General features: G+C 43.7%; 24 protein-coding genes. 14 read left to right on the top strand and 10 right to left on the bottom strand.

From position 1 onward, the window contains the following. Position 1 precedes the first annotated feature (1 nt). The 8 genes from map (at position 2) to rplQ (ending at position 4,733) form a co-directional block, all read left to right on the top strand. Positions 2 to 790, top strand: coding sequence for a type I methionyl aminopeptidase (map, locus tag AC59JT_RS18525; protein WP_497401844.1), 789 nt, complete (start codon positions 2 to 4; stop codon positions 788 to 790). Positions 791 to 858: 68 nt separating this feature from the next. Beyond that, positions 859 to 1,077 (top strand): translation initiation factor IF-1, encoded by a 219-nt coding sequence (gene infA, locus AC59JT_RS18520; RefSeq protein ID WP_022833270.1) that lies wholly within the window; start codon positions 859 to 861, stop codon positions 1,075 to 1,077. A gap of 16 nt (positions 1,078 to 1,093) precedes the next feature. Next, positions 1,094 to 1,210, top strand: a complete 117-nt coding sequence (gene ykgO, locus AC59JT_RS18515; protein ID WP_022833269.1) for a type B 50S ribosomal protein L36 — start codon at positions 1,094 to 1,096, stop codon at positions 1,208 to 1,210. Positions 1,211 to 1,283: 73 nt separating this feature from the next. Continuing rightward, positions 1,284 to 1,661, top strand: coding sequence for a 30S ribosomal protein S13 (rpsM, locus tag AC59JT_RS18510; RefSeq protein WP_497401842.1), 378 nt, complete (start codon positions 1,284 to 1,286; stop codon positions 1,659 to 1,661). A gap of 131 nt (positions 1,662 to 1,792) precedes the next feature. Then, complete coding sequence (gene rpsK, locus AC59JT_RS18505; RefSeq protein WP_497401840.1) at positions 1,793 to 2,182, top strand: 30S ribosomal protein S11; 390 nt, start codon at positions 1,793 to 1,795, stop codon at positions 2,180 to 2,182. Positions 2,183 to 2,249: 67 nt separating this feature from the next. Next, complete coding sequence (gene rpsD / locus AC59JT_RS18500; protein WP_497401838.1) at positions 2,250 to 2,858, top strand: 30S ribosomal protein S4; 609 nt, start codon at positions 2,250 to 2,252, stop codon at positions 2,856 to 2,858. 96 nt (positions 2,859 to 2,954) lie between these two features. Then, positions 2,955 to 3,947, top strand: coding sequence for a DNA-directed RNA polymerase subunit alpha (locus AC59JT_RS18495; RefSeq protein ID WP_497401836.1), 993 nt, complete (start codon positions 2,955 to 2,957; stop codon positions 3,945 to 3,947). A 186-nt stretch (positions 3,948 to 4,133) separates the two neighbouring features. Further along, entirely contained in the window at positions 4,134 to 4,733 is a 600-nt protein-coding gene (gene rplQ / locus AC59JT_RS18490) for a 50S ribosomal protein L17 (RefSeq protein ID WP_497401834.1), read from the top strand. A 60-nt stretch (positions 4,734 to 4,793) separates the two neighbouring features. On the opposite strand, the gene AC59JT_RS18485 is transcribed toward rplQ, so the two are convergent. Further along, entirely contained in the window at positions 4,794 to 6,320 is a 1,527-nt protein-coding gene (locus AC59JT_RS18485; protein ID WP_497401832.1) for a KAP family P-loop NTPase fold protein, read from the bottom strand. A 224-nt stretch (positions 6,321 to 6,544) separates the two neighbouring features. Between AC59JT_RS18485 and dnaK the strand changes: the two genes are divergently transcribed. Next, positions 6,545 to 8,455 (top strand): molecular chaperone DnaK, encoded by a 1,911-nt coding sequence (dnaK, locus tag AC59JT_RS18480; protein WP_497401830.1) that lies wholly within the window; start codon positions 6,545 to 6,547, stop codon positions 8,453 to 8,455. A gap of 69 nt (positions 8,456 to 8,524) precedes the next feature. Here the strand turns inward: dnaK and AC59JT_RS18475 are convergent, their stop codons facing one another. The 4 genes from AC59JT_RS18475 to AC59JT_RS18460 form a co-directional block, all read right to left on the bottom strand. Continuing rightward, positions 8,525 to 9,211 (bottom strand): TMEM175 family protein, encoded by a 687-nt coding sequence (locus AC59JT_RS18475; protein WP_497401828.1) that lies wholly within the window; start codon positions 9,209 to 9,211, stop codon positions 8,525 to 8,527. A 295-nt stretch (positions 9,212 to 9,506) separates the two neighbouring features. Beyond that, positions 9,507 to 11,768, bottom strand: a complete 2,262-nt coding sequence (locus tag AC59JT_RS18470) for a glycoside hydrolase family 31 protein (protein WP_497401826.1) — start codon at positions 11,766 to 11,768, stop codon at positions 9,507 to 9,509. A gap of 97 nt (positions 11,769 to 11,865) precedes the next feature. Next, the gene (locus AC59JT_RS18465) at positions 11,866 to 14,046 is read right to left on the bottom strand and encodes a TonB-dependent receptor (RefSeq protein ID WP_497401824.1); all 2,181 of its coding nucleotides are present in this window, start codon (positions 14,044 to 14,046) and stop codon (positions 11,866 to 11,868) included. Between the two features lie 53 nt (positions 14,047 to 14,099). Further along, positions 14,100 to 14,405 (bottom strand): hypothetical protein, encoded by a 306-nt coding sequence (locus AC59JT_RS18460; protein ID WP_497401822.1) that lies wholly within the window; start codon positions 14,403 to 14,405, stop codon positions 14,100 to 14,102. 74 nt (positions 14,406 to 14,479) lie between these two features. Between AC59JT_RS18460 and nhaA the strand changes: the two genes are divergently transcribed. Next, complete coding sequence (gene nhaA, locus AC59JT_RS18455; RefSeq protein ID WP_497401820.1) at positions 14,480 to 15,652, top strand: Na+/H+ antiporter NhaA; 1,173 nt, start codon at positions 14,480 to 14,482, stop codon at positions 15,650 to 15,652. Positions 15,653 to 15,734: 82 nt separating this feature from the next. Here the strand turns inward: nhaA and AC59JT_RS18450 are convergent, their stop codons facing one another. From AC59JT_RS18450 to AC59JT_RS18435, 4 genes are all read right to left on the bottom strand, one after another. Next, entirely contained in the window at positions 15,735 to 16,637 is a 903-nt protein-coding gene (locus AC59JT_RS18450; RefSeq protein ID WP_497401818.1) for a nucleotidyltransferase family protein, read from the bottom strand. Between the two features lie 90 nt (positions 16,638 to 16,727). Then, entirely contained in the window at positions 16,728 to 17,843 is a 1,116-nt protein-coding gene (locus tag AC59JT_RS18445) for a M42 family metallopeptidase (RefSeq protein ID WP_497401817.1), read from the bottom strand. A gap of 116 nt (positions 17,844 to 17,959) precedes the next feature. After that, a complete protein-coding gene (locus tag AC59JT_RS18440; RefSeq protein ID WP_497401815.1) occupies positions 17,960 to 18,373 on the bottom strand; it encodes a GNAT family N-acetyltransferase in 414 nt (137 codons plus the stop codon). A gap of 119 nt (positions 18,374 to 18,492) precedes the next feature. After that, complete coding sequence (locus AC59JT_RS18435) at positions 18,493 to 20,034, bottom strand: acyl-CoA carboxylase subunit beta (RefSeq protein WP_497401813.1); 1,542 nt, start codon at positions 20,032 to 20,034, stop codon at positions 18,493 to 18,495. Positions 20,035 to 20,134: 100 nt separating this feature from the next. On the opposite strand from AC59JT_RS18435, the gene AC59JT_RS18430 reads away from it, so the two are divergent. The 4 genes from AC59JT_RS18430 (at position 20,135) to can (ending at position 23,701) form a co-directional block, all read left to right on the top strand. After that, complete coding sequence (locus AC59JT_RS18430) at positions 20,135 to 20,467, top strand: hypothetical protein (protein ID WP_497401811.1); 333 nt, start codon at positions 20,135 to 20,137, stop codon at positions 20,465 to 20,467. A gap of 77 nt (positions 20,468 to 20,544) precedes the next feature. Further along, the gene (locus tag AC59JT_RS18425; protein WP_497401809.1) at positions 20,545 to 22,146 is read left to right on the top strand and encodes a SulP family inorganic anion transporter; all 1,602 of its coding nucleotides are present in this window, start codon (positions 20,545 to 20,547) and stop codon (positions 22,144 to 22,146) included. Between the two features lie 123 nt (positions 22,147 to 22,269). Continuing rightward, on the top strand, positions 22,270 to 23,001 hold the full coding sequence (locus tag AC59JT_RS18420; RefSeq protein ID WP_497401807.1) for a YoaK family protein: 732 nt from the start codon (positions 22,270 to 22,272) through the stop codon (positions 22,999 to 23,001). 43 nt (positions 23,002 to 23,044) lie between these two features. Then, entirely contained in the window at positions 23,045 to 23,701 is a 657-nt protein-coding gene (gene can, locus AC59JT_RS18415; RefSeq protein ID WP_497401805.1) for a carbonate dehydratase, read from the top strand. 223 nt (positions 23,702 to 23,924) lie between these two features. On the opposite strand, the gene pruA is transcribed toward can, so the two are convergent. Beyond that, a complete protein-coding gene (pruA, locus tag AC59JT_RS18410) occupies positions 23,925 to 25,559 on the bottom strand; it encodes an L-glutamate gamma-semialdehyde dehydrogenase (protein WP_497401803.1) in 1,635 nt (544 codons plus the stop codon). Between the last annotated feature and the right edge of the window lie 106 nt (positions 25,560 to 25,665).

Raw genomic sequence — 25,665 nt, 5'->3', positions numbered from 1 at the left:
CATGTCGAAAATTCATTATAAGTCTGTCGAGGAGATAGAACTCATAAGAGAAAGTTCTTTGTTGGTTGCCAAAACACATGGCGAGATAGCTAAGGTTATCAGAGCCGGAATAAAAACAATCGAATTAGATAAATTAGCAGAGACCTTTATCCGTGACAACGGAGGGGTCCCTGCTTTTTTAAACTACGGCGGTTTCCCCTACTCACTCTGCATTTCTATTAACGACCAGGTAGTACACGGTTTCCCGAGCAACTACGAGTTAAAAGACGGCGATATCGTATCTGTCGATTGCGGAGCAATACTTAATAAATATTACGGCGACTCGGCCTTTACCTTTGGCATTGGCGAGATAAGTGAAGAAGCAAAAACTTTACTGCGTGTTACCCGCGAGTGTTTAGATAAAGGAATTGAAAAGGCCATTACCGGTATGCGCATAGGTGACTTAGGTTACGCCGTACAGGAGCATGCGGAGAAACATGGCTTTGGCGTAGTGAAGGAGCTGGTAGGCCACGGTGTGGGATTAAAACTGCACGAGAAGCCTGAGGTGCCAAACTATGGTCGTCGTGGATCTGGTGTGAAGCTGGAAGAGGGGATGGTGATAGCCATTGAACCAATGATCAATGCCGGCCGTGCCGGTGTTAAGTTTTGGGATGACGGCTGGACAGTATCAACTGTAGATAAAAAGCCATCTGCCCATTTTGAGCATACGGTGGCGGTTAGAAAAGGCAAAGCCGATATATTATCATCGTTTGAATACGTTGATAATGTTTTAAAAGAAAAAAATAATTAATTCAAAATAATTTATTAATTTTGCGTCCCGGTTTTCCGGGCGGATAATCAAGTAATACTCAGCAAAATATGGCAAAACAATCATCGATCGAGCAAGATGGTACAATTCGTGAGGCATTATCAAACGCAATGTTTAGGGTTGAACTGGAAAACGGTCATGAGATAATTGCACACATATCTGGTAAAATGCGTATGCACTATATCAAGATATTACCTGGTGACCGTGTGAAATTGGAAATGAGCCCTTATGATTTAACAAAGGGTAGAATTACGTATAGATACAAATAATATATAAACAATAGCGATGAAAGTTAGAGCATCCATTAAAAAACGTAGCGCTGATTGCAAGATCATCCGCCGCAACGGGAAACTTTATGTGATCAACAAAAAGAACCCGAAATTTAAACAACGTCAGGGATAATTAGAAAAAGATTGGTAGTACTCGTACAACGGTGGCCCGCCGTTCGGTATTACGTAACAGAGCAAAAACAAATATGGCAAGGATTTCAGGTATTGATTTACCAAAAAACAAAAGAGGTGTAATTGGTTTAACTTACATCTACGGTATTGGCCGCTCAAAATCAGAAGAAATTTTGAGCAAAGCTGGCATTGACGAGAACATTAAAGTACAAGACTGGAATGACGATCAACTAGCGGCTATCCGTACAATTATCAACGACGAAGTTAAAGTTGAAGGTGCTCTTCGTTCAGAAGTGCAACTAAACATCAAACGTTTAATGGATATTGGTTGCTACCGTGGTACACGTCACCGTAAAGGTTTACCATTACGCGGTCAGCGCACCAAAAACAACTCACGTACCCGTAAAGGAAAACGTAAAACAGTTGCTAACAAGAAAAAAGCTACTAAATAGTAATTGATTAGTGATTGGAGAATAGGCTTAGTTCTGTTCTCCGGTCATTAGGAATAAACAAAATTAAAACGATCGATGGGTCCGGGACATGAGATCCAAGTAATTCATCCGATCAATAATTAAAACATAAAATGGCTAAGAGCAAAAAAGTTACCAAAAAGCGCATTGTTGTTGTTGAAGCAGTAGGCGAAGCACACATCAATGCAACTTTTAACAATATCATTATCACCCTTACCAACAAAACAGGCCAGGCTATTTCATGGTCGTCTGCAGGTAAAATGGGTTTTAAAGGTTCAAAAAAGAACACTCCTTACGCTGCCGGTCAGGCTGCTGCCGATTGCGGTAAAGTAGCTTACGATTTAGGCTTACGTAAAGTAGAGGTGTTTGTAAAAGGCCCGGGTTCTGGTCGTGAGTCGGCTATCCGTACTTTGCAAACTACCGGTATCGAGGTAACTACCATTAAGGACATCACTCCGCTACCGCATAACGGTTGCCGTCCTTCAAAAAGAAGAAGAGTTTAATTAATTTTATTTTTAAAGCTAAGATTCATCAGCTACAGGCTGCTTGATACTTTAAAACACACAAACAATGGCAAGATATACAGGCCCAAAATCAAAAATTGCACGCCGTTTCCGCGAACCGATCTTCGGTCCGGATAAAGCGTTAGAAAGAAAAAACTATGGCCCAGGTATGCACGGCGCTTCAAAAAGAAGAGGCAAGCAATCTGAGTACGCTGTACAGTTAATGGAGAAACAGAAAGTTAAATACACTTACGGTGTATTAGAGCGTCAGTTCGAAAACTTGTTTCACCGCGCTTCAGCTAAAGAAGGTATCACAGGTGAGAACTTGTTGAAATTCTTAGAAGCTCGTTTAGATAACGTAGTATACCGTTTAGGTATCGCTCCAACCCGCTCAGCTGCCCGTCAGTTAGTAGGTCACAAACACATCAATGTTAACGGTAACGTAGTGAACATCGCTTCTTACCAGGTTAAAGCTGGTGACGTTATCTCTGTTAGAGAGAAATCAAAATCACTGGAAGCCATCACCACTTCGGTTGCCGGCCACAGAATTAGCAAGTATAGCTGGGTATCATGGGATGCCAACACCTTAACAGGTACATTCCTTAACTACCCTAACCGCGATGAGATCCCTGAGAACATCAAGGAGAACCTGATCGTCGAGTTATACTCTAAATAATAACGATACTTATACACAGAATGATCGGCAATTACTGCCGGTCATTTTTGTGGTTTAAATAAATCCAATTAATCAACAATAAATAAAAGGATATAAATGGCAATTTTAGCATTTCAAAAACCAGATAAGGTTATCATGCAGAAGTCAACTGATTTTGACGGCACGTTTGAATTTCGTCCGTTAGAGCCAGGCTTCGGTGTAACCATTGGTAATGCCCTGCGTCGTATATTACTTTCTTCTCTTGAAGGTTACGCTATCACTTCGGTACGTTTCTCAGGAGTTACTCATGAGTTTTCTACGATAAAAGGAGTTGTTGAAGACGTAACCGAGATCATTTTGAACCTGAAACAAGTAAGGTTTAAAAAGACAGGTGAGTCTGGCGATAGCGAAAAAGTGTTCGTGATCATCAATGGTCAGGATACTTTTAATGCCGGTGATATAACTAAGTTCTCAAACAACTTTACTGTATTGAATCCAGATCTTGTTATCTGTAACATGGATTCGTCTGTAACGCTTGAAATTGAATTTACTATCAACAAAGGTCGCGGTTACGTAGCCAGCGAAGAGAACAAAAACCCTGACGCTAACGTTGGTGTTATTGCTATCGACTCGATCTACACCCCGATCAAAAACGTAAAGTACACTATCGAAAACTATCGTGTTGAGCAAAAAACCGACTACGAGAAACTGGTTTTAGATATTGCTACCGACGGTTCTATCCATCCTGAAGATGCGCTGAAAGAAGCTGCTAAGATCCTGATCCAGCACTTCATGTTATTTAGCGACGAGAACATGATGTTAGAAGCTCAGGCTAAAGAAGAAACTAAAGAAGTTGACGAAGAGATCCTGCACATGCGCAAGATCCTGAAAACTGAATTAGTTGATCTTGACCTTTCTGTACGTGCGTTAAACTGCTTAAAAGCAGCTGATATCCGCAGCCTGGCTGACTTAGTATCATACGACGTAGCTGATATGTTGAAATTCAGAAACTTTGGTAAAAAATCATTGACTGAGATTCAAGACTTAGTAAAATCAAAAGGTTTATCTTTCGGCATGAACTTGTCGAAATTTAAATTAGACGAAGAATAATATTGTGATTAGAGGTTAGAGACTAGTGATTAGTTTCTAACCTCTTTTCATTTATTAAAAAATAGCTTGGAGAAAGAATAGTGACTAATCTCCAAACTCTAATTAACTAATCACTAAAACCGCGTAATTCCGCGGGCTTGACTGAAAAGCCGCCCAACGGTATGCACGTGCCACAAACAAAAAACAATGAGACACGGTAAAAAACACAACCACTTAGGTCGTACCACCAGCCACCGCAAAGCAATGCTTAGCAACATGGCTACATCGCTTATCTTACACAAGCGTATTACTACTACATTAGCAAAAGCAAAAGCACTACGTGTATTTGTTGAGCCAATTTTAACAAAAGGTAAAGAAGACACTACACACTCTCGTCGTACTGTATTTAGCTACCTGCAGGACAAAGACGCTACTACTATCGTTTTCCGCGAGATTGCTGAGAAAATTGCTAACCGCCCAGGTGGTTACACTCGTATCGTGAAATTAGAGAATCGTTTAGGCGATAACGCTGAAATGGCGATCATTGAGTTAGTAGATTACAATACTGTTTACGGTGCAACTGCCGAAACTGCTGCTAAAAAATCAACCCGCCGTCGTGGTGGTGCTGGTAAAGCAAAAGCTGAAGCTCCTGCTGCCGCTGCTGCACCTGTTGCTGCTGCCGAAGTAGTTGAAGAACCGGCTGCAGAAGCAGAAGTTGCTGAAACTCCTGTTGCTGAAGCACCGGCTGCTGAACAAGCTCCTGAAGCACCAGCTGCTAACGAAGAAAACGCTGAAAAAGGCGAATAATTCGTTACGAGAGTTAAAAAATAAAAACGCCCCGCTCAGTTTGAGTGGGGCGTTTTTTGTTTACAGGAGGTATTTAACCATATTAAATAAATTTCTAATGATATAATCGGACTCTCTATTTTCTTCGATTACTTCTTCTTTATATCTAATTAAAAATTTGCAAAAATTGCTACTTAAACTATCATCAATAAAATATTCATTATAATAACCATAAATATCCTCATCCACAAAATAACCGATTGTTGATGGATTGCTGTTTGAAAACACAATCAGAAACTTGGCGAAACCTATTTTAATGCCATTTCCAATAGATAAATTAGATATCGATTCTATCGTCGCAGTATCTATATTGTTAATCATTATATAGTTCTCAATCATGTTAACTGCTCGACTTTTTGAATAATTAGGTTCTGACTCCTTAGAATTGTTAAAGCATATTTCCGTATAATTTGATTTTTTTTGATCGTAGTCTTCGATGTCTTTGAATTCATCCAAGCTAAATTCATATAATACCACAATAAACAAGGTATATATTGTTTCGAATAATTTAACGGAGTTTACAGTTTGAATTATTTCAGGGATTAGATTTTTAAAATTTAGGGGGATCGTGTCTGATGATTTAAATGATCTAAGTATTTCAAACTTGTTTAGTACTTTTTTAAGATGCCTTGGATTGGTAAATTTTATTGATTTAAAAAAATCTTCAATAATGTCCGTGAAGGTTAAAGTCTCTCCGTTTGAGTATGTTTTCTCGATGGCGGAAAAATGAGGTTTAAGGAAGTGTTTGAGAGAGAATGTTTTTGGCATATTGAAAGAGATATCGAAAACTTTTTCCATATACTCCTCCGACTTAATAACATCTTTGTATCGCGTCTTTACAGCTTTAGTGACTGCATCTTTGTCAATCCCACAAAAAAAGACACATTTTTCGCCGTAGGTAAAAAATAATTTTAAAGCTGTTATGAGATTAAGAACATTTTCAGGTTCACATCTATCAAGGTCATCAACAAAAATTAGGAGCTTATGAGCATTATGTTTTTTGAGAATTAAATCTTCTATTGCTGTAAAACTCTCCTTAAATTCCTTATTAGATTTATAGAAAGATTTCGGGGCATCATCTTTCAATGCGTTGTCAAGTGCTTCGTTAATCTTTTCGCCGGATATTTCAACGTCCAGTCCTAGGCCTGAAAGAACTCCTGACGTTTTTAAGGTCACGCCATTTGTAAAGCTTCGCAGAGTTGCGAAGGCGCCTTTAATGAATTTTCTCGCAATATTAAGATCACTATCTACATGACTCAATAGCGCGTCACAAAGTGAGAGCGGTAAATTTTCATCTTTTTCGTGTTCCCAGGCCTGAAAGAAAATCGGAAAATATATGTTTTTATCTATTTCTTTTTCGATATAGCGCATTAATGATGTCTTCCCGCTTCCCCAATCTCCATAAAGGACGACCATCTTATTCTTTTCTAAAGCTGTGGAGTTGAATTCTAGAAAGTGTTTAATTGCATCGGCCTTTACTTTAAAGTCAAAGCTGTCGTCAACTTCATAATTATCAAGTTCCTTATTGGATAGTAAATTTGTATTCATGATAAATTCAGGTTATAATGGACTAATATACAAATAACCGAGTTATACTACATCCCTGCCAACCTGTCACCACTTTCACCCGCATTTCTGCCTAAATAATACCACTCACCACTCACTATTCACCATTCACAGCCCAAAACTCTGCCAAAACCAAATTGGCACACACATTGATTAATACACGTTGTTAGGTAAAACAATCAATCAATAAAGAAATAACAAAACATATGTCTAAAATAATCGGAATCGACTTAGGAACAACCAACTCCTGCGTAGCTGTAATGGAAGGTAACGAGCCTGTAGTTATTGCTAACAGTGAGGGAAAACGTACTACGCCGTCTGTAGTGGCTTTTATCGACAACGGCGAGCGTAAAGTAGGTGATCCTGCAAAACGTCAGGCTATTACAAATCCTACTAAAACTATTTCATCTATCAAACGCTTCGTGGGTAACCAGTTTAACGAGGTTACTAAAGAAGCTGAGCGCGTACCATATAAAGTGGTAAAAGGCGACAACAACACTCCGCGTGTTGAAATTGGCGATCGTAAATACACGCCTCAAGAGCTATCAGCAATGGTACTTCAAAAAATGAAGAAAACTGCTGAAGACTTTTTAGGTACCGAAGTTACCGAAGCGGTTATTACCGTTCCGGCTTACTTTAACGATGCGCAACGCCAGGCTACTAAAGAAGCCGGCGAGATCGCGGGCTTAAAAGTTCGTCGTATCATTAACGAACCTACTGCTGCTGCCCTGGCCTATGGCCTTGACAAAGCGCATAAAGACATGAAAATTGCTGTATTTGACTGCGGTGGTGGTACGCATGACGTATCTATTCTGGAGTTAGGTGACGGTGTTTTCGAAGTAAAATCAACCGACGGTGATACACATTTAGGTGGTGATGACTTTGACCAGGTTATTATTGACTGGATGGCAGACGAGTTTAAAAGCGACGAAGGCATCGACCTGCGTAAAGACCCAATGGCTCTGCAACGCTTAAAAGAATCTGCCGAAAAAGCTAAAATCGAACTATCAAGCTCTACTCAAACCGAGATCAACTTACCATACGTAACCGCTGTTGACGGTATGCCTAAGCACTTGGTTAAAACTTTAACCCGAGCTAAATTTGAGCAACTGGCAGATAGCCTGATAAAACGCACTATTGAGCCTTGCCAAAAAGCATTGAAAAATGCAGGTTACTCAACTTCAGATATCGACGAAGTTATCCTGGTAGGTGGTTCAACCCGTATCCCTGCTATTCAGGACGCGGTTCAAAAATTCTTCGGTAAAGCACCTTCAAAAGGTGTAAACCCTGATGAGGTGGTAGCCATCGGTGCTGCTATCCAGGGTGGTGTATTAACCGGCGAAGTAAAAGACGTGTTGCTGTTAGACGTTACTCCACTATCATTAGGTATTGAAACCATGGGTGGTGTAATGACCAAATTAATTGAGTCAAACACAACTATCCCAACCAAAAAATCGGAAGTGTTCTCTACCGCGTCTGATAACCAGCCATCTGTTGAGATCCACATCTTACAAGGTGAGCGCCCAATGGCACAAGGTAACCGTACAATCGGCCGTTTCCACCTGGATGGTATCCCACCTGCACCTCGTGGCGTACCACAAGTTGAGGTAACTTTTGATATCGATGCTAACGGTATATTACACGTATCTGCAAAAGATAAAGCTACCGGCAAAGAGCAAAAGATCCGTATCGAAGCTTCTTCGGGCTTAACTGATGCCGAGATCAAAAAGATGAAGGACGAAGCAGAAGCTAACGCTGATGCCGATAAAGCAGCAAAAGAAGAAGTTGAAAAACTGAACGGTGCTGATGCCCTGATCTTCTCGACAGAAAAACAACTGAAAGAGTTTGGTGATAAATTGCCTGCTGATAAAAAAGGCCCGATTGAAGAAGGTTTAACTAAATTAAAAGCTGCTTACGCTGCTAAAAACCTTGCCGACATTGAGGTTGCTCAAAACGAGCTGAACACTGCCTGGACAGCCGCTTCAGAAGAGATGTACAAAGCATCTGCCGAAGCCGGTGGCCAACCGGGTGCCGAAGGCGCTCAAGGTGCAGGTCCGCAAGATCATTCAGACACAGTGACTGATGTTGACTTTGAAGAAGTAAAAGACGACAAATAAGCACGCTGATGAATAATAGAAAAGCCCCGATAGTACATCGGGGCTTTTTTTATGAGGTTTATTTAGCTTTTACATTTCTGCTTTTTCGGCAGCTGTAGCCTTTTTGTTAAACCGGCGCATGTTATACCATTTTAATATGCTCAACATGGGCCATATTAAAATATAGATCATGGGGAACGGGGGCACACCGGCTACAACCATTAAAATGCAACTGAAGAAAAATGCAGGTATAGCTATGGCCCGCGATTTAAATAGGTGTAAAAATAAAGCCGTAGGCGGATGTTTGATCAGTTTATTTGCCGGATCAAACACATAATTGATCAGCCTATAGTTTAACAGGGCCAGTACTACCACGTTCATATTGTAGAATAGGAACGGAAATACCTTACCGTAATTTTCGCTAAAATATGCCGATGAAAAAGGCATCAATACTATCGTAAATAGAAACGTAATATTAAGCCAGATCAATTTTTCGGTGTAATTAGTTACAAAGCCAAATATCCTATGGTGACTGCGCCAATAAATAGCTATCACAAAAAAGCTGATTATAAAACCCGTAAACTTAGGGAACAGGTGCAATAATTCTATCACTTGGTCTTTAACTACATGCGAATGTGTTTCGGGTGGTTTCAGTTCAATAACCAATAAGGTTATGGCAATGGCAAAAACCGCATCTGTAAACAAAATAAGGCGGTCAATCTGGAAATCCCTGCGCTCGGGATCATGCTGTTCTAAAAAATGTTCTTTGTGGGCCATAGTATTTCAATGGCATTAAGATAGGAAATTCGAAGTAGACTTACGAAGTTTCAAAAACTTCGTAAGTCTTTATCCAATTTTGGGTGTTGCCTACGGCCCGCGCTGTACGCTCATACTGCACAAGGCCTTAGTCACGGCCTGCGCTGAGGCCCCGACGCGGCCGGTATCCGCTGCCATCGCTAACACGAAATCAGTCACAAAAGTGGGTGTCACCCTGAGCTCCGTCGAAGGGTGAGCGCAGAGGCCTTTGCCCGCATGCTTCGACGGGGCTCAGCATGACACCCCTGGGGTTAGGTTAATAAGGCACATTAATCACCGAATCCGTATTCGCCATTAACCTTAACTCACCAACGTCATCAAAGCCATGCATTACAAACTCTATTTTAGTGTACTTTGACACAAAGCTACCTTCAACCTCGCCAAGTGTGATCCTTCGCGCCGCCGGATCAAACCTGATCACTCGCTTATAATAAACGCCCTGCTCATTATCATAAGTGTTACCATCGTCTTCATAGTAAACGAAATCGGTAATGTCGTTGCCATTCCAAACATGTAGTATCAAAACGCCATCGCCCGCTTCGCTAGTGCTTTGTATAAGGTTTTGCATGGGTATAATTGCACCTGCCTTCACAAATACCGGCAGATCTGTCAGCGGAGCATGAGTATTCACAACCTGGTTACCGCCAAAGCGTTCATCAGTATTCAGGCGATACCAATCGCCGGCGGGCAGGTAAACGTCAAGCCGTTCCCAGGTACTTTCGACCGGTGCTACCAGTAAGCTATCGCCAAACAGAAACTGGTTATGATAATTGGTATGATAAACGTTTTCATCAAACGGGTTATCAATTGCCAGCGTACGACTCAAAGGCAAGCCGGTTTGTACTGATTGATAAAAGCCCGAGTAGATGTATGGCAGCAGCTTATAACGTTGCTCAATATCTTTACAGATGATACCTTCATACTCATCACCCCAGGTCCATGGCTCGCGGCTGCGCATACCCAGCGCGGCGTGGTTGCGAAACATTGGTGTGTACACGCCCAGCGAGTTCCAGCGCACCATCAACTCCGGCGTTGGGTCGCCCATAAAGCCGCCAATGTCCACACCTATCATACTCATGCCCACCAGGCCCAAACTATTCACCAAACGCTGACCGAATAACATATGTTCATCCGTCCCCGCGTTATCACCCGTCCAAACCGCCGAATAACGCTGCGTACCGGCATAAGCCGCACGAGTTAGTATGAACGGTCGCTTGTTGCCTAAGATGCGCCTTGTGCCCTTATATGTAGCGCACGACATCTGCATGCCGTACACGTTGCGCACCTCGGGCATATAACGTTCGCCAAATTTTACAATGTAGGGGATGTTTTGGCCCCAGGCAGCAGGTTCGTTCATATCGTTCCAAAAACCTTCTACACCGGGTTCGGTTAGGGCCTTAAATGCGGCACCCCACCAGTCGCGCACCTCTTCGTTAAAAAAGTCGGGGAAATGGCAACGGCCCGGCCAAACGCTGCCGATGTATTTTTCGCCGTTGGGGTAGGTTGCAAAATAGTTTTTAGCAACACCTTCTTCATATTCTTTATAGCCTTCCTCGATTTTTATACCCGGGTCAACAATGGTTACCAGTTTAAAGTTCATGCTTTTTAGTTCGTCAAGCATGGCTTTAGGGTCGGCAAAGGTTTCCTTATTCCAGGTGAAAATTTTGTAGCCGTCCATGTAATCAATATCACAATACATCACATCGGCCGGTATATTACGTTCACGGAATTTGCGGGCCACTTCCAACACCTCATTAGCGCTCATGTAGCTCCAGCGGCATTGCTGGTAGCCGAGGCTCCATAGCGGCGGCATTTCCATCCTTCCTGTAAGCCAGGTATAGTCACGCAGAATTTCCCTGATACTTTGCGCGCCGAAAAAGTAATAATCCATATCACCACCCTCGGCACCGTACCACATCATCTGCTCATCGGTACTCGCCCCAAAATCGAAATAACTTTTGTGGGTGTTGTCGAAAAATAAACCATACATCACCCCGCTGTGCAAGCCAATATAAAATGGAAAAGTTTTATAAAGCGGATCGGAAGTAATGGTATGCAAAGCCGCGTCGGTATTCCAATTCACATAGTTGTCGCCGCGTCGATTCAGATTGCCGCGCTTTTCGCCTAAGCCAATAAATTTTTCATCGGCATATAGCTTGCGATAATTGGTTACCCGCTCGCCCTGCCAAACCGTGCCAAAACGGCTGTCATCCTCGCCGAGTGGCCGGCCATCTGCCGTAAAAAAGCTAAAGCGTAGTGGCGCCAGGTTGATCACCAGTTTTAAAGCCGATGTAGTGACTTCAATGCTATCATGCAGTTTTTGGTAGGTGAAATCCTCCAAAGGTTTTTCAATAACCGCGAAAGATTCATCAGCTTCCTGCTCGCCCCGGGTAATGCAAACGCGCATAACGGTTTCGCTATAAACCATTATCCGCGCTAATGCATTGGCAGTTTGTATGAGTAAAACGCCGTCTTCAACTTCGGCGGTTATGGTGTTTCCTAGTATTTCAGCTTGCATATTTAAGCAACGCTGATAGGTGGGTTTGGTTTGAAGTTTCTCAGACTTAAACCAGACTTACGAAGTTTTTAAAACCTCGTAAGTCTTCTTCCTTCATCTACAATCTCAACTTAATCCCCCCGTTAACCACAAAACCATCTAAAGGCGCATAAATATCCCGGAAGGTTGGATTAGTCACACTCCCGGTATAAATCGCTTCAAACTTAGTTTGCCTTGTATCGGTAAAATTTTCAAAGTTGATAAACAGCGAAAAGCGCTCCCATATCCTCTCGGCCATGAAGCCCGTAGTCCAGTAACCGCGGCCTGTGGTGCCGTCATTCAAACGTTGCGGACTAAAATAATAAGCCTCCAAACCCAGTTTCAGCTTATCCTCAATCTCGTACATCAACACGTTATTCAAACGGTGCTTTGATACCAACGGATAGGCGATTTTGCTGCCACCGGCATGGTTACTTACATCGGCCAACGTATAACCTACAAATAGCTTAAAATCAGCGTAAGTAAGTTTTACATTGGTTTCGGTACCGCGCGTGTCTAAATGCCCGGCGGGTTGTTGATACTGTAAGTTGCCATTAGTTAAAGCTGTCAATATTATAGGGCTTTCAATTTTGGTATAGAAAAACAACTGATTAAGGCTGAAGGTAACCGCATCATCAAACAAACCGGTTTTATAGTTAATATCATAATTAACGCCGTAGCTGCGTTCGGCTTTGGTGTTGGCTACGTCAATTGGTAATACGTTACGGAACTGTATGCGCTCGGCATCTTCGGTAAATACGGTTGGTGCTTTGTAGCCCATGCCACCGCCAAGGCGGGTGCTAAAATGGTCATTCAGTTTTAGCAAGGCTGATAATCGCGGCAGCACAAAAAAGCCGTATTCGTTATGGTAGTCGCCACGTATGCCGGTTTCGAGGGTTAGTTTTTGGGTGGCGTTCCAGGTGTTTTGTATAAAGCCGCCGATGGTGGTGTAATTGTAGTTGCGCAGTTGTGCTGCTTTGTTTATATTCTCGGCGAAATTATCTGTTAGTAGGTTAATGCCGGCCGCCCAGTCGGCACTTGCGCCGTTACGGGCGTAGGTAGCTTCGCTGTAGGTTGATACCTGCTTACCGGCAAAGGTGTAGGCAGGCAGGTTGATAGTGCGATCATAATAACTCACGCTGTTTTTTACCACCAGGCTTTGGTTGCTATCAAAACGGTGCTCTAAAGTGAACTGTGTACTGTAACGCCCGGTTTTGTTTTGCTCAAAGTAACTGTGCTGTGCATCGCCGTCACCTTCAATATGATGCAGATCGCCGCCTATGCGGTCCTCAACCGTGGCGTTAATACCGGTGGTTAGCGTGGTTTTATCGCTCAGGTAAAAAAATAGTCGCGGGTTAAGGGTATAGCGGTTAAACTTAGGTATAGCCGTCAGATCAATATCTGCCGGATCATAAGCTGAACCGTGATTATAAGCCGCATAAACCGTAGCGCCTATCTTTTTAAATTTTTCAGCGTAAAACCCACTCGCATCCAAACCCAATGCCGAGGTACCGTTCAGCATAAAATTTAGCTGACGTTTAGCTGTGGGTGTTTTTGATACCAGGTTAACAAGCCCGGCAATAGCGCCACCGCCGTATAATGTAGAGGATGAACCCTTGATCACCTCCACCTGTTTCAGATCCAACGGGGCTATTTGCAGCAATCCTAAGCCACCCGAAAAGCCGGAGTATAAGGGGAAACCATCCCGGATTATCTGCGTATACTTACCATCAAGCCCCTGTATGCGGATGCTTGAGTTGCCGCTGGTGGCAGATGTTTGCTGGGTTTGTATGCCGGTGCTTTCGGCCAGTAGCATTCGGATATCGCCGGGCTTCATGTTGCCTTTTTCGTCCAATTCTTCACCCGATATCACTTCTACACGGGTAGGAATATTGTTGATGGTGCGACTGGTACGTGTAGCGGTTACCCTGATCTCGTCCAGTTCTTCTCCGTCGTCTTCCACATTTAGCAGAATTACAAGCGGCTCATTTCGCACAAGCGGAAAACTCAAAGTATCTAAGCGGGTTACATATCCTATAAACCGGGTTTCAATAACCTGTTTTCCGTTAGCAATGTCCGTTAGGATAACTTTACCAGCGGTATCGGTAGCGGCACCTTTGATTGTACCAGTTAGCAACGCGGTAGCGCCAATTAAAGGTTCGTTAGTTTTGCTATCTTTTACAATAGCCGTAAACGTATTTTGCGAATAGGCTATAGAAGTATAAAGTAGTGCTATACTTAGCACCAGTAGTTTTTTCATTATTAAAAGTTAAATAGTTAATACAATTGGATAAGCCCATAGGGCAGTGAGTATTAACTTAACTGTGGCGGCTGCCAGATAGCGGAGGCGATTTCTTCAAGATAGGGCGGGAAGTAAAAGCTATTGTGCTCTACAGGTTCGGCTTGGGGTTTAACCATTTGTGCGCATGGTTTATTTACCACAAAACCCACACAAATGCCGCACGAAAAAAACGGCGAACAACCCGCGCATTCCTTATTTGCAGGTGTTGGGGTTGTTTTAGTGGTTTCCTGTTTTTGCGATGCGCAATCATCAGTACAGCATGGGCGTACCGAAAGCAGTACAACAATAAAAGCCGTTATGATGCACAAAAGTTTCACGGCGTAAATATAATACAAATAGCGATGGGTTTTAAACCCGTCGCTATTGTATGTTTTGTATTTTTACAGCCAGGATGACAAAACCAGCAGGCAACAGTTTTTTGGAATTTATACGATCTGAACAAGGCAGCGGCGTTTTACTGATAGTCTGTGTTATCGTTTCCCTTGTTATCGCTAATACGTCCTTGAACGATGGCTTTAAATCATTACTCGCATTTGAGTTTGGCTACCATTCCAATACCATTGAGTTAAGGTATTCGGTATTGAACTGGATCGACGATGGCCTGATGGCGATCTTTTTTTTCCTTATAGGACTGGAGATCAAAAAAGAGATCATCGACGGGCACTTATCCAACTTTAAAATTGCAGCCGTGCCTATTTTGGCTGCCGTAGGTGGCGCGGTAGTGCCGGCAATGATATTCTTCTCCCTAAACCATAGCACCGAAACAGCTAACGGCTGGGCCATCCCTATGGCTACCGATATCGCTTTTGCTTTGGGGGTGTTGGCTTTATTAGGTAAACTGGTGCCACCTGCGTTAAAAGTACTGCTATCAACATTGGCGGTAGTTGATGACCTGTTGGCCATCATTATCATCGCCCTGTTTTATTCTACAGCCTTACATACCAGTTACCTGCTGTTGGCGGCCGGCATATTTTTAGTATTACTGTTGCTGAACAAGCTAGGCGTAAAGCACCTCGCGTTTTATATCCTGCCGGGGATAGTATTATGGTATTTTGTGCACCACTCGGGCATACACGCTACCATTGCAGGTGTGCTTACAGCTTTAACCATCCCGGTATCATCAAAAAAAGGCCCGGTATTGGATAAATTGGCACATAGCCTGGTTACGCCGGTAAACTATATCATTATGCCTCTTTTCGCGCTGGCGAATACCAACATACATTTTGAGGGCAATATGCTTAGCGGTTTAACCGGTGCATTGGGCATGGGTATCCTCATCGGACTGGTATTAGGCAAACCGATAGGTGTGATGCTATTTAGCTGGCTAACCGTAAAATTAAAGATTGGGGAACTGCCCGACTCCGTAAGCTGGCAGCATGTAGCCAGCATGGGGCTTTTGGCGGGCATAGGCTTTACGATGTCCATATTTATATCCTTCTTATCGTTTGGTAATGGCGGGTTTAATACACAGGCTAAATTTGCCGTGCTCGCGGCTTCGGTTACAGCCGGGGTGTTGGGCTTTGTTTATCTGCGAACGTTATTAAACAAAAAATCCCGCCCATAAGGCAGGATTTTTATATGCTTAAGACTTACGAAGTTTTTAAAACTTCGTAAGTCTAACAATTCAACTTCGTAAGTCTGCTAAATTAATCCCAAAGGTTTGAAGGGTAAGTACCGTTCTCCACTAATTCAGAAATTGATTTTTGTACAATAGGCTTATCTTCTTTGTAAGTAACACCAAACCATTTCGAACCGGTTGGGATAACTTTAAATGAAGCCTGGCCGCTCTTGATTAATTTATCGGCAACCAACGGAATAAAGAACTCTGATTTAGGGTTCTCATGGTTAGCTTCAACAAAATCGCGGAACATTTGCTCGCTTTGTTTGAAAACAGCCGGAGTAAAGCCCCAAAAATTCATCGATACGCGGGTATCGTTGCTTAGCGGATATTCGCCGGTGGCATCTTTGTAAGCTACGCTGCCATCTTCTTTAAAGAAAACCTCGGTACGCTCGTTAACTTCGGTCATGTTGCCATCAGCATCAACCTCGCACACACCGCGCGATACTGAACCGTGATCAGACAAAGTACGGTCTATCTGGTAACCTATTAAAGCGTAACGGTCGTCAGCAACTTCGGTAGTTAAAAATTTGGCCATTTTCTCGAAAGAATCATAACCGTAGTAGTCATCGGCGTTAATTACGCAAAATGGCTCATGTATCTGGTCGCGGGCGCAAAGTACGGCGTGGGCAGTACCCCATGGTTTAGCGCGCTCAACCACTCTGTCAATACCAAATTTTGTCAGATCAAAATCCTGGTAAACGTAATCTGTTTCAACTCTGCCTTTTAATTTAGGCTCGAAAATAGCTTTAAACGGCTCGGCAAACTCCTCGCGGATGATGAAGCTGATCTTACCGAAACCCGCGCGAATAGCGTCATGTATCGAGTAATCAATAATAGTTTCGCCATTAGGGCCAAAGCCATCAATTTGCTTCATGCTGCCGTAGCGGCTGGCCATACCTGCGGCCAAAATTAAAAGAGTAGGTTTCATAGTTTTATTGGGTGAATTTCTATAGTGGTATTTCAATTAAAAAACGGCTAAATATACCAAGCATACATAACCGTATAGTTTTAATATTGTTTATTTTATGTAACGGAAATCTTGTCCCGCCTCAATATTCAGTAACGAATGATAGATAAGGCTAATCACGTTATCCAGATCTTCTTTATGCACCATCTCAACCGTAGTGTGCATGTAACGCAAGCACAATGATATTAACGCTGATGGCACACCGTCGTTTGAGTAAGCAAAGGCATCGGTATCGGTACCGGTTGAGCGTGACGAAGCCTGGCGCTGGAAAGGGATGTTGTTTTTTTGCGCCGTTTCTATTAGTACCTTGTTCAGGTTGTTTTGAACAGCAGGAGCGTATGACACCACCGGGCCGCGACCGCAAGCCAGATCGCCCTGAGCAATTTTGCTGATCATCGGCGTTTGGGTATCATGAGTAACGTCAGTAACAATAGCAACATTCGGTTTAATCCGGTTGGCTATCATCTCCGCACCGCGTAACCCAATTTCTTCCTGCACGGCATTAACAATGTATAAGCCGAAAGGCAATTTAACTTTGTTCTCTTTTAATAAACGGGCAACTTCGGCAATCATAAAGCCACCGGCACGGTTATCTAAAGCACGACCAACATAATAGCGGTCATTCAAAATCATAAACTCATCCTCGTAAGTAATTACGCAACCAACATGGATGCCCAACTTCTCTACTTCATCTTTTGAAGTACAGCCGCAATCCAAACAGATGTTTTTTAATGACGGGGATTCTTCCTTTTCGCCACCTAAACGGGTGTGGATAGCCGGCCAGCCAAAAACTGCTTTAACAGGGCCGTTATCGGTATGGATATTTACACGTTTTGAAGGCGCTATCTGATGATCTGATCCACCGTTACGGATAACATAGATCAAACCATCATTGGTAATGTAGTTAACAAACCATGATATCTCATCGGCATGCGCTTCAATAACAACTTTGTACTCGGCTTCGGGGTTGATAACGCCTACCGCGGTGCCGTAGTTGTCAACAAAGTAATCGTCGATGTATGGTTTTATATAGTCGAGCCACAATTGCTGGCCTTTCCATTCAAAGCCGGTTGGCGAAGCGTTATTTATATATTTTTCGAAAAATGCGAGGGAGGTTTCTGTAACAACCGGTACATGTGGTTGCTTTTCTTCTTTCTTTTTAGCCATAGGTATTACTCCTGATCGTTTTAATGATCGGGCACAAATATAGTTTTTTGAGGTAAAAGGTTAAAGGATAAAGGTAAAAGGTTTTGTATTTGGGCTTTGTAAAGCAGGGTTTTAGCTTATGTCAGCTTCTCCATGATCTCATAATTAAAGCCGCCGCGTTCAAATTTCTCACCCGTAGTTACAAAGCCATACTTAGTATAAAAGCCAATAGCCGTATCGCGGGCATTGCACCATATACGGGTGGCGCCTTCGGCAATGGCAAATTCGGTGATGTAATGTAACAGGGCTTTTCCTATGCCCATGCCCTGCACTTCTTCGCTCACCGCAAACTTACGGAACTGCCAATTTGTGCCCTCATGAAACAAAGACACTACAGCTACCAGCCCATTATCCTTAAATGCACCGAAATGATAGCCGTGGTTGTCTTCGTCCATTTCCATCTCGTAAAATTTGGAAGCAGGGTATAACACCTGTTGGCGCAAACGCCAGGTAAGTTCGGGGCGGATCTGTTCGATGGAGATGTTTTGCATATTTAATATATCGTTGTCATCCTGAGCATAGCGAAGGATCTTCTACAATTGACAAGTTTACGTATCGCCTGTCCGGCGTATAAGATTCTTCGCTATGCTCAGAATGACAAAGAAAAGCATCACAACGGTATATTCCCATGCTTCTTCCTCGGGTTATTGGCCACCTTATTCTCCAGCATCTTAAAAGCATGGATTAGTTTCAGGCGGGTCTCAGCCGGTTCAATCACTTCATCAACAAAACCACGCTCGGCGGCGCGGTAGGGGTTGGCGAAGGTTTCGCTGTATAGCTGTTCTTTTTCCTTCCATTTGGCTTCCTTGTCTTCTGCGGAACTGATCTCGCGTTTGAAGATGATCTCGGCAGCGCCTTTGGCACCCATTACGGCAATTTCGGCACTTGGCCAGGCATAGTTCATATCGGCGCCGATATGTTTTGAGTTCATTACATCGTAGGCTCCGCCATAGGCTTTGCGGGTGATGACGGTAACGCGCGGTACCGTAGCTTCGCAGAAAGCGTAAAGCAGCTTGGCACCGTTGGTGATAATGGCATTCCACTCCTGATCCGTTCCCGGCAGGAAACCCGGCACATCTTCTATTACCAGCAGCGGTATATTAAAGCTATCGCAAAAACGAACAAAACGCGCCGCTTTTACAGATGAGTTTCTATCCAGCACACCCGCCAAAAAAGCCGGCTGATTGGCTACAATGCCAATGCTGCGTCCCGCCAGGCGGGCGAAGCCCACCACAATATTCTCCGCGTAATCTTTATGCACTTCCAAAAACGACTCGGCGTCAATTACCTGGGTGATGATCTCGCGAACGTCATACGGTTGGAGCGCTGCCTCGGGGAGGATGTTGTTCAATTCCGGGCGCAATTCATTTTGCGAGGTGTAAGGTAGCATGGGCGGCTTGTCCTCACAGTTTTGCGGCATGTAGCTTAGCAGTTGTTTAATATGGTTGATGGCCGCAATCTCGTTAGCGCAGGCAAAATGGGTAACGCCCGATTTACTGGCATGGGTATTGGCCCCGCCCAGTTCTTCGGAAGTGACGATCTCGTGCGTTACGGTTTTTACCACGTTAGGCCCGGTTACAAACATATAAGAGGTATGCTCCACCATCAAAATAAAATCGGTAAGGGCAGGGGAGTACACCGCGCCGCCCGCGCAGGGGCCCATAATGGCCGATAGCTGCGGCACCACGCCCGATGCCATGGTATTGCGGTAAAAAATGTCGGCATAACCGGCCAGCGATACCACGCCTTCCTGGATCCGCGCGCCACCGGAATCATTCAGACCTATCAAAGGCGCGCCATTTTTAATGGCCATATCCATCATCTTACAGATCTTCTCGGCATGGGTTTCTGACAGCGAGCCGCCAAAAACGGTAAAATCCTGCGAATAAACATAAACCAACCGACCGTTGATAGTACCGTAACCGGTAACTACGCCGTCGCCGGGATATTTCTCTGTTTCCATGCCAAAATCAGTTGAGCGGTGGGCCACCAGCATGCCAATTTCCTGGAAGGAGCCTTCATCCATTAAAAAATGTAAACGTTCGCGGGCGGTTAATTTGCCCTTGCTATGCTGACTTTCGATACGCGATTGTCCGCCCCCGGCCAGGGCCTGCTCACGCTTATTTTTTAAGGTTTTTATCTTATTCTCCAAAATTTTAGTTTGTTTATTTTATGTAAGGATGATAAAAGTAATGATAAAAATACAATTGCAGTTTGATTAAACCGAAACGATTATTTATATATTTGCTACGATGAATTTCAAGAATCTCAGAAAATCTGCAGCGCTGCTGTTTATGATCGTCTTCGCCGCGAAGATGGTTATTTCTGTTATTCCTATATTTTCATTTTTGGATAGCAAGGTTGCTATTTCTGTAATTATGCAGTTAGAGCAGGAAACCAAGGGCGAGAAAGAAAGCCCTGAAAAGGACTCGTTCAAAGAGAAAAAATCTATTGACGAACACCTGCTAACCTCGTTTCATTACCACGTACTGGTAATGGAAAACACTTGCTTACATAACCAGGAGGATGCGCTGCCCGTGCAGTTGTATCACCGCGTGGTTCCCACACCGCCTCCCAACGTTTAACTGTATTTCGGGGTCTGATCTGTCGTCAGGCCGGGTATTCTAATCAGTTAAATTTTTTATTCTTTCATATTTATTATATGCAAATTAAGCAAGATGGGGCTGCTATGGGCGGTCTTAATCTCCAGAAATATTTTTTGGCAAAAAACCTTAAAAAAGATCTTCCTTCAAGTATTGTTGTATTCCTGGTGGCATTGCCGCTGTGTTTAGGTATAGCCCTGGCATCGGGCGCGCCTTTGTTTGCCGGTTTATTAACCGGTATTATAGGTGGTGTGGTTGTAGGTATGGTAAGCGGTTCGCAATTGAGTGTTGCGGGTCCGGCTGCCGGTCTTACCGTTATTGTATTGAACGCCATTAACGGCCTTGGCAATTACGAAACATTTTTGTTAAGTATATTCCTGGCAGGGGTACTACAAATAATACTAGGCGTTATTAAGGCAGGTACCATCGCCAACTACTTTCCTTCGGCAGTTATTGAGGGGATGCTGGCCGCGATAGGTATCATCCTCATCATGAAGCAATTCCCGCACGCGGTGGGTTACGATGCCGATTTTGAAGGTGACGAAGGCTTTGCCCAGGCAGATCAGCACAATACCTTTTCGGGTATTTTAGGTGCTTTAAGCAAAATAAATTATGGAGCGGTTATTATCAGCGTGGTATCATTGGCCATTTTGATCTATTGGCCGAAGTTTAAAAAATTAGCTGTAGTGCCTGCGCCGCTGCTGGTTGTAGTAACAGGCGTTATTTTAAGCCTGGTATTTACCGGTACAGATTTCGCGCTGCGCGGAAAACAACTGGTAAGCCTGCCGGTGGTAAATGATGCCAAAGAGTTTTTTGGCTTGTTCCGCATGGCTGATTTTGGTGAAATTGGCAACAAACAGGTTTGGATAACCGCGGCAACTTTTGCCATTGTAGCCAGTTTAGAAACTTTACTGAGTATAGAAGCTGTTGACAAGCTTGACCCTATAAAAAGAATATCCCCGACAAACCGCGAGCTGGTAGCCCAGGGTGCGGGAAACATAGTGAGCGGTTTGCTTGGTGGATTACCTATGACGGCGGTAATTGTACGTTCATCGGCCAACGTTAATGCGGGTGCACGTACCAAAGTGAGTGCCATTGTACATGGCTTCCTGTTGCTGTTATCGTTTTTGTTTATACCAAGGTTGATCAATTTAATACCACTATCATGCCTTGCCGCCATATTGTTAATGACGGGTTATAAACTGGCCCGCATTAGCTTGTTTAAGCACATGTGGCATAATGGCCTTACCCAGTTCATTCCGTTTGTGGTAACCATTATAGCGGTAGTATTTACCGATCTGTTGATGGGCGTAGGTATAGGTATGGCCGTAGGCGTATTTTATATATTACGTACCAATATGCGCAACCCCTACTTCTACCAGATCGAGGACAGCGATAATAAAAAGATCATTACCCTGAAGCTGGCCGAAGAGGTTTCATTCCTGAATAAAGCCGCCATACAGGTTACGCTTACCGGGCTGCCTAAGGAAACAGAGGTGATCATTGATGGTACCAACTCCCGTTTTATTGATCAGGATGTGCTGGAGATCATCCACAACTATAAGCATAACGCTTTCACTAAAGGCATCATCGTTACTTTAAAAAATATTAAAGAGCATTACGAGATACCGAAGCTGAAAGAGCTGATCTACAAAAAATAAAAATACAGTTTAATAAGTGTAAAAGGAGCCAGATCCGGTCGCGCGATGCGGCCGGGGCTGCTTTTAAGGGTAGAGATGATACAACAGTAAAACTGAATTGGCCGGACTTACGTTTAACTACATATGCTCCGACAATCAAAAGCCGATCGCTCCCTGAGCGCGAACCTGATGCTGGCTTCATCAACAGCAGCGGTATCAGGTATCACCAATGTGGTAGGTATGGTAGCCTTCCTGGCATTTACAGCAAATGTTACAGGGCATGTGGCCAACCTATCCAAACATATTGTTGAACAAAACCTGGGCGAAATAACCGTATTTGTATTATGGTTGTTCATGTTTTTCGCGGGAGCTTTTTTGTCGAGTTTTATTGTACGGTCATTACAGGAGCGAAGTTTTTATCGGGCACACTCGGTACCCATTATTATAGAAATAGCTGTGCTGTTTTTTATAGCCGTATACGGTAATAATTTTTACCAGGAAACCCAGGGCGAGCGCGAATTGGTAATAGCCTGCCTGTTATTTTGCATGGGTTTGCAAAACAGCCTGGTATCAACCATATCGGGAGGACTGATCAAAACCTCGCATTTAACAGGTTTGTTTACCGATTTGGGGGGCGATATTTCAGAATGGCTGCATCCTAAAAGTAAAGCTACCGAGGCGGTGAAGAACCGGATCTATATCCGTTTTACCGTGTTAGGGTTTTATTTGATAGGAGGGATAATAGGCGGGTATTTATTTGACTTGTACGAGTTTAAAATATTTTACTTTGTACCGTTTTTATTGCTCACCATACTGTATTACGATGTTGCATCACTAATTTTACATCGCATAGGCCGTTTGTTTATGCGTAATTGAAGAAACAATTAAATTTAAATCTAACTAACAAATTATAAATACTATGTGCGCACAAATTCACGACACTAGTCACATCACTTACGAATCATTATTAGAAGGCAACAAAACTTTTGTTGAAAAAGCTTTAGCCAGCGACCCTAACTTTTTTGCCGACCTGGCACAAGGACAAGCGCCACCAATATTATGGATAGGTTGTGCCGATAGCCGTGTACCAGCCAACCAGATAACCAATACCGCGCCGGGCGAGATCTTCGTTCATCGTAATATTGCCAACATGGTGGTGCATACCGATATGAATATGCTGAGCGTGCTTGACTACGCCGTAAACGTATTGAAAGTAAAACACGTTATAGTAACCGGTCACTACGGTTGCGGTGGTGTAATAGCATCAATGACCAATAAGCAATTTGGTTTAATTGATAACTGGTTACGCCACATTAAAGACGTTTACCGTTTACACGCGGCAGAATTAGACGCTATTGCTGACGAGAAAGATCGCGCCAGCCGTTTAGTTGAGTTAAACGTGGTTGAGAACGTAAACAACCTTTGCAAAACCACCATCATTCAAAATGCATGGGCAAAAGGCCAGGACGTATCTGTACACGGCTGGGTTTACAGTATTGAAACCGGTGTTATTAAAGATATGCAGGTAAGCACGCAAAGCAACGACGCGATGCAGGATGTGTTTAAGTTCTTGTAGGGAGAACCAAGAGCCAAGAATCAAGATTGCTTTGTTTGGCTGATAATAAACGCCGCCTCATTACGAGGCGGCGTTTTTGTTTGCGATAACTACTTCATTGCCGTTGGCTTTAGCCAACGGAATAATAAAGCGAACAGATAGGGCTTTAGCCCAACCTACCAAACTATAAAACAAAAAAGCCAGGATTCTTGATTCCTGGCTCTTGTTTCTTGACTCTAATAAATTAGTCCTTTGCTAAGAACGGGTATCTATAATCCTTCGGCGGATCAAAAGTTTCCTTAATAGTTCTTGGTGATACCCAACGCAGCAGATTGATCATTGATCCAGCTTTGTCGTTAGTACCCGATCCTCTCGCCCCGCCAAATGGCTGCTGACCAACTACCGCGCCGGTAGGCTTATCATTAATATAGAAGTTACCCGCGGCGTTGCGTAGTTCGTAAGTCGCTTTCGCGATAGCATAACGATCCTGAGATATGATGCTGCCGGTTAGGGCGTATATCGATGTTTTATCAACAATGTTCAGCACTTCGTCAAATTTGGCATCCTCGTAAACGTATATGGTCAATACCGGGCCGAACAGCTCGGTACACATGGTAACGTAGTAAGGGTCGTCAACACGTAGCACGGTTGGATCGATGAACCAGCCTTTGCTTTTATCGTACGTTCCGCCGGCAACAACTTCTACCTTGTCGTTAGCTTTGGCGTCGTCAATATATTTGGCCAGTTTATCAAACGATGCTTCGGTGATAACGGCGTTCACAAAGTTTTCAAAATCTTCGGTCGGGCCAACTTTAATGGTGGCCAGGTCGCGTTGCATGTTGGCTTTAACCGCAGGCCATAATGAGGCAGGGATATAAGCACGAGATGCAGCCGAACATTTTTGTCCCTGGTATTCAAAAGCGCCACGCACTAAGGCGGTGCTTACTACATCGGCATCGGCGCTTGGGTGGGCTAGCACAAAGTCTTTACCACCGGTTTCGCCCACAATGCGCGGGTAGGTTTTGTATTTGTGTATGTTGGTACCAATAGTTTGCCATATGTTTTGGAAAACAGCGGTAGAGCCTGTAAAGTGAATGCCTGCAAAATCAGGGTGATTAAAAATAACCTCGCCGGCTTCCGGTCCGTCAACATAAATTAAGTTGATCACACCGTCTGGCAGTCCCGCTTCGCGGAATAATTGCATTAACACATTGGCGGCAAATATTTGGGTGTAGGCAGGTTTCCAAACCACTACGTTACCCATCATGGCTGCAGATGCAGGCAGGTTACCCGCAATAGCCGTAAAGTTAAACGGCGTAAGCGCGAAGATGAAACCTTCCAGCGGGCGTTGCTCCACGCGGTTCCAGATACCTTTTGGCGATATAGGTGGTTGCTGCTGGTAGATCTCGGCCATGTAGCTTACATTGAAACGCAGAAAATCTATCAACTCGCAAGCCGAATCGATCTCGGCCTGGTAAGCGTTTTTAGATTGGCCCAGCATGGTGGCCGCGTTAACACGGGCACGGTACGGACCTGCCAACAGGTCGGCAGCTTTTAAAAATATGGCGGCGCGTTGTTCCCAGGGCAGTTGTTCCCAATTGGCTTTGGCAGCTAAGGCAGCGTTAATTGCAGCTTCTACATGCGTTTTATCACCCTCAGAAAAGGTAGCCAGCAGGTGTTGATGATCATGTGGTGGACGTATCTCCAGCTTTTTGCCGGTTGTTACTTCCTTACCGCCAATATACATAGGTATATCAATAACTTTTGAGCGGCCATCGTGTAAAGCAGCCTTAAGGGCTGCACGTTCTGCACTGCCCGGAGCGTAGTTTAACACGGGCTCGTTTTGCGGCGCAGGAACATTGAAAAATCCTTTGAGCATAGTAAAATCAGTAATGTACGGTAAAGGTAGTGATAATGTGCGGATGTGCGAATATGCAGATGTGCAAATTACTGGTGGGTGACAGACTTACGGGCAAGTTTAGACT

It is taken from the genome of Mucilaginibacter sp. A3364 (genome assembly GCF_059690715.1).
This window is presented reverse-complemented; position numbering and strand designations above follow the sequence as displayed.

What these genes read in the sequence shown, in the direction of transcription:
- AC59JT_RS18430 (WP_497401811.1), top strand. Translation starts at nt 20,135, where the DNA reads ATGAATTTCAAGAATCTCAGAAAATCTGCAGCGCTGCTGTTTATGATC.
- AC59JT_RS18420 (WP_497401807.1), top strand. Translation starts at nt 22,270, where the DNA reads ATGCTCCGACAATCAAAAGCCGATCGCTCCCTGAGCGCGAACCTGATG.
- AC59JT_RS18425 (WP_497401809.1), top strand. Translation starts at nt 20,545, where the DNA reads ATGCAAATTAAGCAAGATGGGGCTGCTATGGGCGGTCTTAATCTCCAG.
- nhaA (WP_497401820.1), top strand. Translation starts at nt 14,480, where the DNA reads ATGACAAAACCAGCAGGCAACAGTTTTTTGGAATTTATACGATCTGAA.
- rpsK (WP_497401840.1), top strand. Translation starts at nt 1,793, where the DNA reads ATGGCTAAGAGCAAAAAAGTTACCAAAAAGCGCATTGTTGTTGTTGAA.
- AC59JT_RS18450 (WP_497401818.1), bottom strand. Translation starts at nt 16,637, where the DNA reads ATGAAACCTACTCTTTTAATTTTGGCCGCAGGTATGGCCAGCCGCTAC.
- AC59JT_RS18475 (WP_497401828.1), bottom strand. Translation starts at nt 9,211, where the DNA reads ATGGCCCACAAAGAACATTTTTTAGAACAGCATGATCCCGAGCGCAGG.
- AC59JT_RS18465 (WP_497401824.1), bottom strand. Translation starts at nt 14,046, where the DNA reads ATGAAAAAACTACTGGTGCTAAGTATAGCACTACTTTATACTTCTATA.
- rpsM (WP_497401842.1), top strand. Translation starts at nt 1,284, where the DNA reads ATGGCAAGGATTTCAGGTATTGATTTACCAAAAAACAAAAGAGGTGTA.
- AC59JT_RS18485 (WP_497401832.1), bottom strand. Translation starts at nt 6,320, where the DNA reads ATGAATACAAATTTACTATCCAATAAGGAACTTGATAATTATGAAGTT.
- dnaK (WP_497401830.1), top strand. Translation starts at nt 6,545, where the DNA reads ATGTCTAAAATAATCGGAATCGACTTAGGAACAACCAACTCCTGCGTA.
- map (WP_497401844.1), top strand. Translation starts at nt 2, where the DNA reads ATGTCGAAAATTCATTATAAGTCTGTCGAGGAGATAGAACTCATAAGA.
- rpsD (WP_497401838.1), top strand. Translation starts at nt 2,250, where the DNA reads ATGGCAAGATATACAGGCCCAAAATCAAAAATTGCACGCCGTTTCCGC.
- AC59JT_RS18440 (WP_497401815.1), bottom strand. Translation starts at nt 18,373, where the DNA reads ATGCAAAACATCTCCATCGAACAGATCCGCCCCGAACTTACCTGGCGT.
- rplQ (WP_497401834.1), top strand. Translation starts at nt 4,134, where the DNA reads ATGAGACACGGTAAAAAACACAACCACTTAGGTCGTACCACCAGCCAC.
- AC59JT_RS18445 (WP_497401817.1), bottom strand. Translation starts at nt 17,843, where the DNA reads ATGGCTAAAAAGAAAGAAGAAAAGCAACCACATGTACCGGTTGTTACA.
- AC59JT_RS18495 (WP_497401836.1), top strand. Translation starts at nt 2,955, where the DNA reads ATGGCAATTTTAGCATTTCAAAAACCAGATAAGGTTATCATGCAGAAG.
- infA (WP_022833270.1), top strand. Translation starts at nt 859, where the DNA reads ATGGCAAAACAATCATCGATCGAGCAAGATGGTACAATTCGTGAGGCA.
- can (WP_497401805.1), top strand. Translation starts at nt 23,045, where the DNA reads ATGTGCGCACAAATTCACGACACTAGTCACATCACTTACGAATCATTA.
- ykgO (WP_022833269.1), top strand. Translation starts at nt 1,094, where the DNA reads ATGAAAGTTAGAGCATCCATTAAAAAACGTAGCGCTGATTGCAAGATC.
- pruA (WP_497401803.1), bottom strand. Translation starts at nt 25,559, where the DNA reads ATGCTCAAAGGATTTTTCAATGTTCCTGCGCCGCAAAACGAGCCCGTG.
- AC59JT_RS18470 (WP_497401826.1), bottom strand. Translation starts at nt 11,768, where the DNA reads ATGCAAGCTGAAATACTAGGAAACACCATAACCGCCGAAGTTGAAGAC.